We start from the raw sequence: 13,142 nt of genomic DNA, 5'->3' as shown, positions 1-13,142 counted from the left end.
TTGCTGGGGATTGTTGCCGCGCTTTCCGATTTGTGGTTCGTTCGGAAAACGACAATGGGGCGAAGCAGCGGGGGTCACACCCTTTCTTCGCCCTCCGGCAGACGACCTCGTGAAGGGGCGCCGGTGGTACTGAAAGGACGTGAAGATGAGCAAGATCAGCAACAGCGGCGGTGGTGGTGATTCCAAGAACACGCTGTACTGCTCGTTCTGCGGCAAGAGCCAGCACGAGGTGCGCAAGCTGATCGCCGGGCCGACCGTCTTCATCTGCGATGAATGCGTCGAGCTGTGCATGGACATCATCCGCGAGGAGAACAAATCCTCGATGGTGAAGTCGCGTGAAGGCGTGCCGACCCCGCAAGAGATCCTGAAGGTTCTCGACGACTACGTGATCGGCCAGGGCTACGCCAAGCGCGTGCTCTCGGTGGCCGTGCACAACCACTACAAGCGGCTTGCCCATGCCGGCAAGAACCCGGACGTCGAGCTGGCGAAGTCCAACATCCTTCTGATCGGCCCCACCGGCTGCGGCAAGACGCTACTGGCCCAGACGCTGGCGCGCATCATCGACGTGCCCTTCACCATGGCCGACGCGACGACGCTGACGGAGGCCGGCTACGTGGGCGAGGATGTGGAGAACATCATCCTGAAGCTCCTGCAGTCGGCCGACTATAATGTCGAGCGCGCCCAGCGCGGCATCGTCTATATCGACGAGATCGACAAGATCTCGCGCAAGTCCGACAACCCGTCGATCACCCGCGACGTGTCGGGCGAGGGCGTGCAGCAGGCGCTTCTGAAGATCATGGAAGGCACGGTCGCCTCGGTGCCGCCCCAGGGCGGGCGCAAGCATCCGCAGCAGGAGTTCCTGCAGGTCGACACCTCTTCGATCCTGTTCATCTGCGGCGGCGCCTTTGCCGGGCTCGAAAGGATCATCTCCGACCGCGGCCGCAAGACCTCCATCGGCTTCGCCGCCAACGTCTCCTCGCCCGAGGACCGCCGCGCCGGTGAGCTCCTGCGCCAGGTGGAGCCGGAGGATCTGTTGAAGTTCGGCCTCATTCCGGAGTTCGTGGGCCGCGTGCCGGTGCTGGCGACGCTTGAGGACCTCGACGAGGAAGCGCTGGTGCAGATCCTCAGCGAGCCGAAGAATGCGCTGGTGAAGCAGTATCAGCGCCTGTTCGAGATGGAGAACGTGGAATTGACCTTCCACGAGAACGCTCTGTTGGCGATCGCCAAACGGGCGATCGAGCGCAAAACGGGCGCGCGCGGTCTGCGCTCCATCATGGAATCGATCCTGCTCGACACCATGTTCGAATTGCCGGCGCTGGAGGGCGTCCAGGAAGTCGTGATCTCCGACGAGGTGGTCAACGGCAATGCACGTCCCCTCTATATCTACGCCGAGCGCGAGAAGGAAAAAGGCAGCGTCAGCGCGTGAGGAAAACGGACCGTCGGGACAGGGGTGCGGGAAATGGCCGAAGGGCCGGTACCCCCTTTCGCCCCGCGGTCCCGATGGCCGGCGCAACGCCCTTGATCTTAGTGCCACGCGCCTCCACTTATTGGGCATACGGCGGCGGGTTTCGTTCCCCGGGTGGTGTTGCGTGTGGCAAGCCCCGTGGGCGGACGGTATCCTTCGAAAGCAAAGCCCGCGGCTGGCTCTTGAGAGCGGTCGTGGCTGAAAAAGGCTGAAAGATGACAAACACCCCCAAGACTCCTGGCACCCCCAAGACTTCCGGTGAAACGCTCTTCCCGGTGCTGCCCCTGCGCGACATCGTGGTGTTCCCGCACATGATCGTGCCGCTTTTCGTGGGGCGCGAGAAGTCGATCAAGGCACTGGAAGAGGTGATGGGTGCCGAGAAGCAGGTTCTGCTGGCGACCCAGATGAATGCCGCTGACGACGATCCCGATCCGAGCGGTATCTACGACATCGGCACCCTCGCCAATGTTCTGCAACTCCTGAAACTGCCCGACGGCACGGTCAAGGTGCTGGTCGAGGGCGCTACGCGTGCGCGCATTTCCGGTTTCACGGAGCGCGAGGATTTCCACGAGGCGCGTGCGGAGCTTCTGCAAACGCCGGAGGAGGACGAGGTCGAGATCGAGGCGCTGGCCCGTTCCGTCGTCGCCGACTTCGAGAACTACGTGAAGCTCAACAAGAAGATCTCGCCCGAGGTCGTGGGCGCGGCGAGCCAGATCGAGGACTACGCCAAGCTGGCCGACACTGTCGCCTCGCACCTGGCGATCAAGATCCCCGAGAAGCAGGAGATGCTCGCAACGCTCTCCGTGCGCGAGCGGCTTGAGAAGGCCATGGGCTTCATGGAGGCCGAGATCTCCGTCCTGCAGGTGGAAAAGCGCATCCGCAGCCGCGTGAAGCGGCAGATGGAGAAGACGCAGCGCGAGTACTACCTCAACGAGCAGATGAAGGCGATCCAGAAGGAGCTCGGCGAGGGCGAGGACGGCCGCAACGAGGTGGCCGAGCTCGAGGAGCGCATCAAGAAGACGAAGCTCTCCAAGGAAGCGCGCGAGAAGGCCGAGGCCGAGTTCAAGAAGCTGCAGACCATGTCGCCCATGTCTGCCGAGGCGACGGTCGTGCGCAACTATCTCGACTGGCTTCTTTCCATTCCGTGGAAGAAGAACACCAAGGTCCGCAACGACCTGGGCTACGCCGAAGAGGTGCTCGACGCCGACCATTTCGGCCTGGAGAAGGTCAAGGAGCGCATCGTCGAGTATCTGGCCGTGCAGAGCCGTCAGCGGAAGCTGAAGGGGCCGATCCTGTGCCTCGTCGGCCCTCCCGGCGTCGGCAAGACCTCGCTCGGCAAGTCGATCGCGCGTGCCACGGGCCGTGAGTTCGTGCGCATGGCGCTGGGCGGTGTGCGCGACGAGGCCGAGATCCGCGGTCACCGGCGCACCTATATCGGCTCGATGCCAGGCAAGGTCATCCAGTCGATGAGGAAGGCCAAGAAGTCCAACCCGCTCTTCCTGCTCGACGAGATCGACAAGATGGGCATGGACTTCCGCGGCGACCCGTCTTCGGCACTGCTCGAGGTTCTCGATCCGGAGCAGAACTCGACCTTCATGGACCACTACCTCGAGGTCGAATACGACCTGTCTAGCGTGATGTTCGTGACGACGGCGAATACGCTGAACATCCCTCCGGCGCTGATGGACCGGATGGAGATCATCCGTATCGCCGGCTACACCGAGGACGAGAAGGTCGAGATCGCCAAGCGGCACCTGCTGCCCAAGGCCGTGCGCGAGCATGCGCTGAAGGAGAAGGAGTTCTCCGTCTCCGATGACGCGCTGCAGGCCATCATCCGCACCTACACGCGGGAGGCTGGCGTGCGTAACCTGGAGCGCGAGCTGATGAAGCTGGCGCGCAAGGCGGTGACCGAGATCCTCAAGTCCGGCAAGGAGACCGTCGAGGTGACGGAGAAGAACCTTGCCGATTACCTCGGCGTGCCGCGCTTCCGCTTCGGCCAGGCCGAGGGCGAGGATCAGGTCGGTGTCGTGACGGGCCTCGCCTGGACCGAGGTCGGTGGAGAGCTGCTCACGATCGAAGGCGTCATGATGCCCGGCAAGGGCAAGATGACGGTGACCGGCAACCTGCGCGACGTGATGAAGGAATCGATCTCTGCCGCGGCATCCTATGTCCGCTCAAGGGCCATCGATTTCGGCATCGAGCCGCCGCTCTTCGACAAGAAGGACATCCACGTGCACGTGCCGGAAGGCGCGACGCCCAAGGACGGTCCCTCGGCGGGCATCGCCATGGTGACGGCGATCGTCTCCGTCATGACGGGCATCCCCGTGCGCAAGGATATCGCCATGACGGGCGAGATCACCCTGCGCGGCCGGGTGCTGCCGATCGGCGGCCTGAAGGAGAAGCTGCTCGCGGCTCTCCGCGGCGGCCTGAAGAAGGTGCTGATACCGGAAGAGAACGCCAAGGATCTGGCGGAGATTCCGGAGAACGTGAAGAGCGGCCTGGAGATCGTGCCGGTCAGCCGCGTCGGCGAAGTGCTGGAGCACGCGCTGGTGAGGAAGCCCGAACCGATCGAGTGGGTGGAGCCGGTCGCTGCCGCCCAGAATGTGGACGTGGCCGACAAGGCAGGGAGCCAAACGGTCGCCCATTGAGCCGCCTGAACTGGGTCACAAGCCCCTCAAGACACGAAAGCCGGCCCAACAGGGCCGGCTTTTTGCTGAAAAAGCGCGGAAAACCGGGGATTTTTCGCTTCTCCGGCTCATTTCCCGCTTGGTCGGTTCCTCACTTCTTCATAAACTGCCGACCTTGCCGGTTGAGTCGCTCTCCGGCCATTATGAAGAAGGGGTTTGTTGTTTATGAACAAGAACGAACTGGTTTCCGCCGTTGCCGATCAGGCCGGTATCTCCAAAGGTGATGCCCAGTCGGCAGTCGATGCGGTTTTCTCCGTCATCACGAGCGAGCTGAAGAAGGGCGGCGACGTTCGGCTTGTGGGTTTTGGCAATTTCGGCGTTTCGCGGCGCGAGGCCTCCACGGGCCGCAACCCGCAGACGGGCGCCCCCGTCCAGATTCCGGCCCGCAACGTTCCGAAATTCTCTGCAGGCAAGGGCCTGAAGGACGCGATCAACTGATCGCTGCCAATCAGGCTGCTCTCTGTCAAATGGCAAAGGCCGGGCTCGCCCGGCCTTTTCTATTTCAGAAGGGGCGGAAAAGGCCCCTTGCAGCGCCCCAGAGCCACGCCCTGGCATTGTAAGGCGCGCCCAGCCATCCGCAAGAACCGGCCACCGCTTCCGCGGCGTCACCTCCCAAATGGGAGTTGTGAAGCCGCCGCCCTCGCTGATCTATAGCTGTAAGCAATGAATTCTGTTCCGGAAGACGTTGCGTAAGCACAAGCAGGGGTAGGGCTATGAAAACGAAGAAGATAATTTTGGCCGGAGCTATGGGCGTCGCAGGGATTGGCCTCGCCGGCTGCGGAGGTGGCGGTTCGACGAGCGCAATTGTCGATGCGCTTTATGCCGAGGATGTCGGCACGACCGCGGAGGCGCTGGATACGGGAAAGACCTTGAAGGCCTACAATGGCAACATGTCGAAAGGTGTCCGCATGCAGGACGGCGTGTGGTCGGACGTAACTGCGCCAAACCTCACGATCAAGAAGAACGACGAGGGTGGTGTCGACGTCTCTGTGGATGGCATAGAAGTAAGCTATTCTGCGTCTGACTTGAGCGATGATGGATATGGTTGGCAGCAAGGTGATTTTGGCCTTTATACCAGAAGCGCTGACAGCGCCGAGGATGCCTTGGCCGGCAAAGCGGCGTATGACCACCACCAGGTGTGGTCATATTTCTGGAGCACAGGTGAAGGGGCGCTTAATGGCCTCGCGGTCATCGGTACGGAAACCAAGGCAAGCGCTCTGACGAGCGAAGCCACCGCGACTTACAGCGGCTATGCTCACGCGGATCTCTATACGAAGGGCAGTGACAGCTTTGACCGCGAACGCGTTCGTGGCGCCCTCGACATGACGGCTCGCTTTGACGAGGGCAAGATTTCCGGAAGCATAAGCAGCCTTCAAGATCGGGTCACCGACGACACCATCGCCGGCTCCGTATCGATGAACGAGACCGATATCGACGGCAACGCTTTCTCCGGCTCCCTTACACCCGATGCTGCGCTTGCGGGTGTGGTCGGCGACTTCGAAGGCAACTATGCGGGTAAGTTCTACGGCCCCGGCGGCGAGGAGGTCGGTGGGGTTCTGTCGTTCGGCAGTGACGCCGAGGACGGTGAACTTATTGGTGCCGGCATGTTCTCGGCGGGGAAGGACGACTGAAGCAGTCGTTTGGGAACGCGGCCGGGTTAGCCCCGGCCGCGATCCTTTTGCGGACAAAATAATACATGACCACTCCAGTCATCTCGGCGGCTGCTGTGATTGCGCTCGTTCTCGCGCTCGCACAACCGGCCTTCTCCCAGCAATTGACGGCAGGCGCTGATTCCGCGTCGGTTCTGGTGCGGCTCGTCACGGAGGGGAGGTATGCGGAGGCACGGCGTGAACTGCGCCGGCAGGTTGCCGGTAAGCCGGACGCCGCCCTCCACATCGCCCATCTCGAGGGCGTCATAAAGGCCCGCGAAGGGGATCTTGCCAGCGCCACGAAAATATTCCGCGCCATTCTGGCGGCCGAGCCGAACTTCCTGCCGTCCCGGGTCGAGCTCGCGCGCACCCTCCTTCGGGCGGGCGACGCTGAAGCCTCCACCTACCATTTCGAGGCGATCGCGCGCGGCAGCGGCGATCCGGCCCTGCAGCGCTTCGCCACGCGCTATCTGGAAAACATCGACAGCGCCCGCACGCACGGCTTTTCCTTTTATCTGTCGGCTCTGCCCTCCACCAACGTCAACAAGGGCACCGGTAACCGCACATTCGAGGCGGGCGGCCTCGTTTTCACCATCGATGAGGAGTCGCGCCAGGCAAGCGGCGTGGGGGCGGCGACCGGCGGTGCCGCCTTCAAGACGTTCCGGCTCCGCAAGGACATTGCGCTCACCGCCAGCGGTACCGCAGATCTCAAGAAATACCAGAACACCACCCGCTACGACGAGCTGGCCCTTGGCGCCAACCTGGCTCTTTCGCGCAGAATGGGCCGGGTCACCGCGGCCATCGGCCCGACATTCGAATACCGCTGGGCGGGCTGGGATCCCTATCTGGTGCGCTACGGCGCAACCGTCGGAGCGAAAGCGCAGGTCGGCCAGCGCAATACGGTCGGGCTCTCCTTCACCGCGCTCGCCCAGGACTATGTGGACCTCGACTACCGGGACGGCAGCAGGTTCGCCGGAAGCTTGATTTGGCGCAGGCTCCTTTCGCCGTCGGTCAGCGTCAGCGCCAAAGTGGGGGTCGACGCCGAGCGGACACAGAGGCGCCATCTGGACCACAACGACCTTGTCCTGCGCCTGCAGGTGGACAAGGAATGGCGCGGCGGCCTGATGACATCGCTCTTCGGTTCATACGAAAACCACCACTATCTCGGGGCGTTTCCCGGAACCGATCACCGCCGGCAGGACGACAAGTTCTCCATCGGCACCAGCTTTTCCCATCGTCGTTTCTCCATCGGCGGCTTTGCGCCTCAGATCACCTATCAGTATTCCAAACAGCGATCGAACATCAGTTTCTATGACTATGAAAGCCATGATCTCGGGCTGAACTTGACCAGGAAGTTCTGACCTAACGCATCCCCACTTCCTCGCCGTGTGCGAAGAAATGTTGCTCATTTCGATCGCCTTGCGCATAATAATTTCGGAGACCGGGGGCCGGCCTTAGGCCGGTTTGGGGGAATGATAATGGACGAAGACAGGATCGCGGGCGCGATCGATGCTTGTTATGACGCGGTTGTCGAGCCCGAGAAGTGGTCCGATGCGCTTCAAAGGCTGGCGGAAACCGCAGGCGCCGATTGCGCAATGTTCTACCCAAAGGATGTGAACGAGGATGCCGCTCGCGTGCCGGCGTCGCGGTCCTATGCGGAGCTGCTCGAGGATTACGTTCAGGGCGGGTGGTACGATAACCACTACCGGGCCGAGCGCGGCTGGCCCCTGCTGCGCACGCGGCGCTATGTCCTTGAGCAGGACCTTTCGACCGAAGAAGAGCGAAGGAAACTGCCTCACTACAATGAATTATATCTTCGCTGGGGCTATCCAGGGTTCATCGCAATTCCGTTCGTTCTCGACGGGCGTGCCTGGTGCCTGCCGATGCTCCGTGGAAGGAAGAACGGTTTCTTCACCCACGAGGAAGGCGCACGGCTGGCGCGGTTCGCGCCGCATTTCCGCAGAATGATGTTCTTGTCCGAGCAGTTCTCCCAGAGGCACGGGCATGGAGGACTGGAGGCGCTCGATCGGATTGACCGGGCCGCCGTGCTGATCGACTGGCAAGGGCGGGTAAAAGGGTTCAATGCGAAAGCGCAGGCGCTTCTGGCCAGGGTGGGGAACGCCTTGTTCCTCAATGGCGGCGGGCATCTTCACGCAACGCATCCGGAGAGCGAAAGCCGCCTCCAGGCCCTGTACGCGACCCTGCGGACCCGCAACTTCCGCGATCGGCGGCGCAAGGAGGTAGCCCCCATCCGCATAGACCGGTCCGATCACCGCCCGCTGCTGGTCGAGGCGGTGTCGCTCGACGGTCTCATTTCCCCCGCGTCCGCACCCGCGCACTCGATCCTGCTCATCACCGATCTCGACGAACGGGAAACGCCCGCAACCGAGCATCTTCGAACTGTCTTGAAGCTGACACCCGCCGAAGCGGACCTGTGCGTCCTCATGTGCTCGGGAATGACGCTCGCCGAAGCTGGCGACCACCTGCAGATCACGTCGGGAACAGCGCGCCAGCGCCTGAAGGGCATTTTCCAAAAAACGGAAACGAACAGACAGTCCGAACTGATTTCACTGTTGTCACGGCTGCCGCCAGCGCGGAGGAACTGACCCGCTGCGTCACGAGGCTGGTGGGGGAGAACGATGCCGAATGGGAGCCTGTTAACGCATACGGACGATGCCTTGCCTACTCCGGTGGCGGCGGCGTTGGACAACCTCTATCATGCCGGCTTCGAGCCAGCGACGTGGCGCGAAGGGATGACCGGCCTCTGCCGCACCTTGGGGGCGTATGGAGCCTGCACCGTGCCGAGAGTTGCTGCAGAACACACGCAACTTTTGCCGTGCACGCCGGAACTCGAGGAACTCGTCCAGGTCTTTGTGCGGGATGAATGGCACAAGCGCGACTTGCGGGCTGATCGCGGCTGGCCGCTCGTCGACGCGGGCCGCGCGGTGCTTTTGGAGCATGATATAGTCACACCGGAAGACCACCGGCGGGAGCCGCTCTATCAGGATTTTTACATGCGCTTCGGCATGTTGTGGTGGGCCGGCATTACCTTCAGGTCGCTCGACAAGCAATATGTCGTCTCGCTGTCGCGGCGGATCGGCGACGAGCCCTTCTCGGAACACGACCGGCGCCTCTTCTGGTGCATGCGCGGCTACCTGTCGCGGGTCTTCACCATGGCCGAGCACATGGTGACCGTGGCAGGGAAGGGCGGTCTCGACGCCCTCGACGCGATGGATCGTGGGGGCATTCTCGTCGACGCGCGTGCCCGCATCGTCGCGATGAACCGGCGTGCGGAGAAGATGGTGGGCGAGGCGATTTCCATCGTCGGCAACCGCGTCGTCGCCCGCCATGCTGACAGCGACCGAGCCCTGCAAAAGCTGATCACCGCCACCCTGCGCGACGGGCCGCAAAGGGAAGGCGCCGTCATGGTGCGTCGGCCGATGCGCCGGCCGGTCCTGATCGACGTGTTGCCGGTCCCGGCCGCAGCCGGGGCGCCGTTTCTGTTCGGAAAGGCTCTCCTTGTGCTGATCGATCTGGAAGACCGGCCGGTGCCGAAGGAGGGAATACTGATACGCCTGTTCAGGATGACGCCGGCTGAAGCCGCGCTGTCGGTCCTGCTTTGCTCAGGCTTGACTCTCGCCCAGGCAAGCGACCGCTTGCGGATCACCCAAGGCACCGTGCGCCAGCGTCTAAAGGACGTCTTTCGAAAGACAGACACCGTCAGGCAATCCGAGCTGATTTCGCTGCTTTCGGCCGTAGCGACGCGAAAGCCGCTTTGAGCGGTCCATTCAGCAGTATGAAAAGAGTTTGGATGGTGAAGGTAAGCGAGGCAACCTCCAATCCGTCGTCCTATAGGCTTATAGGAGGATACCGTCGTCCAACGATCTTCAGCTGGCCTGCGACCCGAAGTTCGAAGTGCGAAGGGTGGTGGGCGGTGAGAGACTCGAACTCCCGACATCTTCGGTGTAAACGAAGCGCTCTACCAGCTGAGCTAACCGCCCCGCACGTGCATCGCCATCGTTGGGACGGCGCGCGTTCAAGCCCGTCCGTTTAGGCGGTTCGCCGCCTGATCGCAAGAAGAAATCGCCTGCCCGACCGGTGTTTGCCCCAGGCATGAAAATTCACGCAGCAAAGGGTATCGAGCCTGCTTGACAGGCACCCGCGAACCGCCTAAGTGACCGCCACGACGCCGCGCACAGCGACGTCGCAAGCGCGGGTGTAGCTCAGCTGGTTAGAGTGCCGGCCTGTCACGCCGGAGGTCGCGGGTTCGAGCCCCGTCACTCGCGCCATTCTCCGAACATCGTCATATACTTAGAGCATTTTGCAGCCAAGTGAGATCACTTGGGATTGCGTAAATGCGGCAAGAAAAAACCGATAGAAGCGAGCGCATTCCGCTTTAGCGGCCGATCGAGGCGCCGAAGTTGAGCTTGCTCATTTTGGCCGCGGTGAGCCGAACCACGCGGGGATTTTCCGTCGTCAGGCGGTAGCCGGAGGGCAGCGTGCGCACGTCGAGCTTCAGGATGAAGGCCGAGCCGAAGCGTCCGGCAGCCTCGTTTGCGCAGGCAACGTGGAAGCGGCCGCGGGCGTCGGTCGTGATGAGCCAGCCCCTGACGGTGGCAAGGCGCACGCCGGGCAGTCCCTGCTCGCCCGCATCCTGGTAGCCGTTGCCGTTCTGGTCGTCGAAGACGGTTCCTATGATGTCGCTGCAGCCGAACGGCCGCGCTGCCGCGCTCGATGTTGTGAGAAGGAGGATGGATAGCGCCAAGGAGAGCATCGATTGTTACTCCTTACTGATCGACAATCGTGCCCCCACAGGTGGAAGCGTCTAGTCTAGGCGATATAGGTGATCAATTGGTTTCCACGTCCTGCCGGTCACCATTTCCTGCAAGCCGCGCCAGTTGCGGGGCGGCGGGGCGCCTTTATAATGGCAGCGTCACTGGTTGGGGGTAACCATGCTTAAGCTGTTCGTTCTCGTCGCGGCGGGTCTGCTTTTCTCCTCCGCGGCCACCCTGTCTGCATCCGCGCAGCAGGCCGATCTTCCCGGCTCGTCCGATCATGCCCTCGTTGGCCGCTACGAAGGCTCCGTCATCGATTTCTACGAGACCAAGGCCTATGAGGAACTGCGTCTGCCCTTCAAGGCGCTGGAAAGTGGCGAATGGCAGAGGGAGCTTGCCGGAAACCTCACCTCGATCCGTTACAAAGGCCCCGGCGACCGCTCCATTCTCGAGGTCATGCGCAACTACGAGACGGCTCTGAAGGCGAACGGCTTCGAGATCGTCTTCTTCTGCCGCGGCCGGGACGAGTGTTCGCCCAAGCAATCCGTCTCGACATTCTGGGACGCCGCCCGCGGCGGCATCGGCATGCCGACGACATGGGACACGACCATCTACCTCCTGGCCGAGCGCGACGACGCGGAGGGCGTGGTGACGGTCGGCATGCTCGGCGTCGAGACGCAGGCCCGCGGCGACATACCGTTGACGCCGCACGTCGCAGTCACTGTGGTGGAAAGCGAGCCGATGGAGACCGACCGGATCACTCTGGTCGAGGCAAGCACCATGGAAGAGGCGCTCGCCCAGGACGGCAAGATCGCCATCTACGGCATCTATTTCGATTTCGACAAGGCGGACATCAAGCCCGAATCCCAGCCGCAGATCGACCAGCTCGGGGAGCTTTTGAAGACCAACCCGGAACTGCAGGCGATCATTGTCGGCCATACCGACGGGCAGGGGGCGTTCGACTATAACCTGTCTCTTTCGCAGCGCCGGGCGCAGGCCGTGGCCGATGCGCTCGTGGCGGACCACGGGATCGCGCCGGAGCGCCTGACACCAGCCGGCGCCGGCATGCTCTCGCCCGTCGCCTCGAACAGGACCGAGAACGGCCGCGCCAAGAACCGGCGCGTGGAGATCGTCGAGCGCTATACGGGCGGGTAGGGCACCCTCCCAGCACGGCGAAGACTACTTCCGTGCCTCGCCAAGCGCCGGCGCAAGATCGCCGGCCGGACATATCTCTACCTCGCCCAGCTCCAGCCACGAGGCCATTTCTTCAAGCGCCTGCCATAGTTCGCGGGCCGTGTCCGGTGGCGCGTTCGGCTCGCCGTGGGCCGCCTGCACCCGCAGGACCCCTTGCTGGCGGTCGGCCTTGAGGTCGACGCGGGCGACGATTTCCTCGCCCATTAGGAAGGGGAAGACATAGTAGCCGTAGATCCGCTTTTCCGCCGGCGTATAGATTTCGATCCGGTAGCGGAAATCGAACAGGCGCTCGGTTCGCGCCCGCTCCCAGACGAGCGGATCGAAAGGAGCGAGCAGGGCCCGCGCCCGCACCTTGCGGGGCAGGTGCGCCTCGCGGTGCATATAGGCCTGCCGCGTCCAACCCTTGACGTCGACGGGGATCAGCGTTTCCGCTTCCACCAGCTCCTCGATGCGCGGGTAGCAATCCGCCGGCGGCAGGCGGAAGTAGTCGCGCAGGTCGCTTGCCGTGGCCACGCCGAGGGCGCGGGCGGCGATCTCGATGAGGGCGCGCTGCGCATCCTCCGGGGCAGGGGTCGGCGCGGCCAGGACTGCCGCAGGCAGAACCCGCTCGGGCAGATCGTAAAGCCGCTCAAAGCTGGGCTTGCGCGAGTGGGTGGTGATGCGGCCGGCCCAGAACAGCCATTCCAGGGCGTGCTTGACATCGCTCCACCCCCACCAGCCGCTGGAACCCGTGTGTCCGTCGATGTCGGAGGCGGTAATCGGCCCGCGCGCCGTCACCTCGGCCAGCACCTGGTCGATGAAATCGCGCCGTTCGCGCCCGAATCTGGCGAGCCTGCCGTAGATGCCCTTGCCCTCTTCCGCCCGCGCCATGCGCCAGCGCAGGAGTGGCTGCGTTTCCACAGGTAGCAGCGAGGCCTCGTGCGCCCAGTATTCGAACAAGGCGCGCGGCCGGCGCGAGGCGGCGCGCTCGAGAAGACCGGTAGGGTAGGGCCCGAGTCGCGAGAAGAGCGGCATATAATGGGCGCGCGCCACGACGTTAACCGAGTCGATCTGGAACAGGCCGGTGCGCCCGAGGACGCGCGTCACGTGCCGCCGCTCAACCGCCCCGTTCGGTTGCCGGTCGGTGAAGCCCTGTGCCGCAAGGGCAATTCGCCGCACCTGTTTTTGCGTCAGCTTTTCCCTTGCCGCCATGCGTTTCCCATCCCCAGCGATTTTCGTGCAAAGCTAATGGCTTGCGGCGTGGCAGGCCACACATTTTGCCGCGTCGCGGCAAAAGCTCCTGACAAAAAGTGCTGCATTTTGCGCGGCAACGGTTCAAGTGGGGCTCGAATAGACCTAAATCCGTCTGGGTCGCTGGCATTGCAGGGCGGGC

10 protein-coding genes and 2 tRNA genes are annotated in these 13,142 nt (G+C 63.1%); 9 read left to right on the top strand and 3 right to left on the bottom strand.

Annotation, left to right across the window (positions count from 1 at the left end; all coding sequences use genetic code 11):
* Positions 1-145: 145 nt before the first annotated feature.
* The 7 genes from clpX to N5A92_RS12295 all read left to right on the top strand — a co-directional run bounded on the left by clpX (position 146) and on the right by N5A92_RS12295 (position 9,580).
* Entirely contained in the window at positions 146-1,426 is a 1,281-nt protein-coding gene (gene clpX / locus N5A92_RS12325) for an ATP-dependent Clp protease ATP-binding subunit ClpX (RefSeq protein ID WP_260903052.1), read from the top strand.
* Positions 1,427-1,680: 254 nt separating this feature from the next.
* Complete coding sequence (gene lon, locus N5A92_RS12320) at positions 1,681-4,113, top strand: endopeptidase La (protein WP_260903051.1); 2,433 nt, start codon at positions 1,681-1,683, stop codon at positions 4,111-4,113.
* Between the two features lie 204 nt (positions 4,114-4,317).
* Positions 4,318-4,590 (top strand): DNA-binding protein HupB, encoded by a 273-nt coding sequence (gene hupB / locus N5A92_RS12315; RefSeq protein ID WP_159586325.1) that lies wholly within the window; start codon positions 4,318-4,320, stop codon positions 4,588-4,590.
* A gap of 275 nt (positions 4,591-4,865) precedes the next feature.
* The gene (locus tag N5A92_RS12310) at positions 4,866-5,783 is read left to right on the top strand and encodes a transferrin-binding protein-like solute binding protein (RefSeq protein WP_260903050.1); all 918 of its coding nucleotides are present in this window, start codon (positions 4,866-4,868) and stop codon (positions 5,781-5,783) included.
* 65 nt (positions 5,784-5,848) lie between these two features.
* Positions 5,849-7,162 (top strand): surface lipoprotein assembly modifier, encoded by a 1,314-nt coding sequence (locus tag N5A92_RS12305; protein ID WP_260903046.1) that lies wholly within the window; start codon positions 5,849-5,851, stop codon positions 7,160-7,162.
* 252 nt (positions 7,163-7,414) lie between these two features.
* Entirely contained in the window at positions 7,415-8,407 is a 993-nt protein-coding gene (locus tag N5A92_RS12300) for a helix-turn-helix transcriptional regulator (RefSeq protein WP_260903044.1), read from the top strand.
* A 33-nt stretch (positions 8,408-8,440) separates the two neighbouring features.
* Entirely contained in the window at positions 8,441-9,580 is a 1,140-nt protein-coding gene (locus N5A92_RS12295) for a helix-turn-helix transcriptional regulator (protein WP_260903042.1), read from the top strand.
* Positions 9,581-9,726: 146 nt separating this feature from the next.
* Here N5A92_RS12295 and N5A92_RS12290 read toward each other — a convergent pair.
* A tRNA-Val gene (locus tag N5A92_RS12290) sits at positions 9,727-9,802 on the bottom strand.
* 211 nt (positions 9,803-10,013) lie between these two features.
* Here N5A92_RS12290 and N5A92_RS12285 point away from each other — a divergent pair.
* Positions 10,014-10,090, top strand: a tRNA-Asp gene (locus N5A92_RS12285).
* Between the two features lie 107 nt (positions 10,091-10,197).
* Here the strand turns inward: N5A92_RS12285 and N5A92_RS12280 are convergent.
* The gene (locus N5A92_RS12280) at positions 10,198-10,575 is read right to left on the bottom strand and encodes a hypothetical protein (protein WP_260903041.1); all 378 of its coding nucleotides are present in this window, start codon (positions 10,573-10,575) and stop codon (positions 10,198-10,200) included.
* A gap of 178 nt (positions 10,576-10,753) precedes the next feature.
* On the opposite strand from N5A92_RS12280, the gene N5A92_RS12275 reads away from it, so the two are divergent.
* Positions 10,754-11,731 carry an OmpA family protein gene (locus tag N5A92_RS12275; protein WP_260903040.1) on the top strand — a complete coding sequence of 326 codons (978 nt, stop codon included), beginning with the start codon at positions 10,754-10,756 and terminating at the stop codon, positions 11,729-11,731.
* Positions 11,732-11,755: 24 nt separating this feature from the next.
* On the opposite strand, the gene N5A92_RS12270 is transcribed toward N5A92_RS12275, so the two are convergent.
* The gene (locus N5A92_RS12270; RefSeq protein ID WP_260903039.1) at positions 11,756-12,961 is read right to left on the bottom strand and encodes a winged helix-turn-helix domain-containing protein; all 1,206 of its coding nucleotides are present in this window, start codon (positions 12,959-12,961) and stop codon (positions 11,756-11,758) included.
* Between the last annotated feature and the right edge of the window lie 181 nt (positions 12,962-13,142).

This window comes from Chelativorans salis (genome assembly GCF_025336525.1).
In the GTDB taxonomy this organism is placed as follows: Bacteria; Pseudomonadota; Alphaproteobacteria; order Rhizobiales; family Rhizobiaceae; genus Chelativorans; species Chelativorans salis.
Note: the sequence above shows the minus strand (reverse complement) of the source record. Positions and strands in the feature narration are given on the sequence as shown.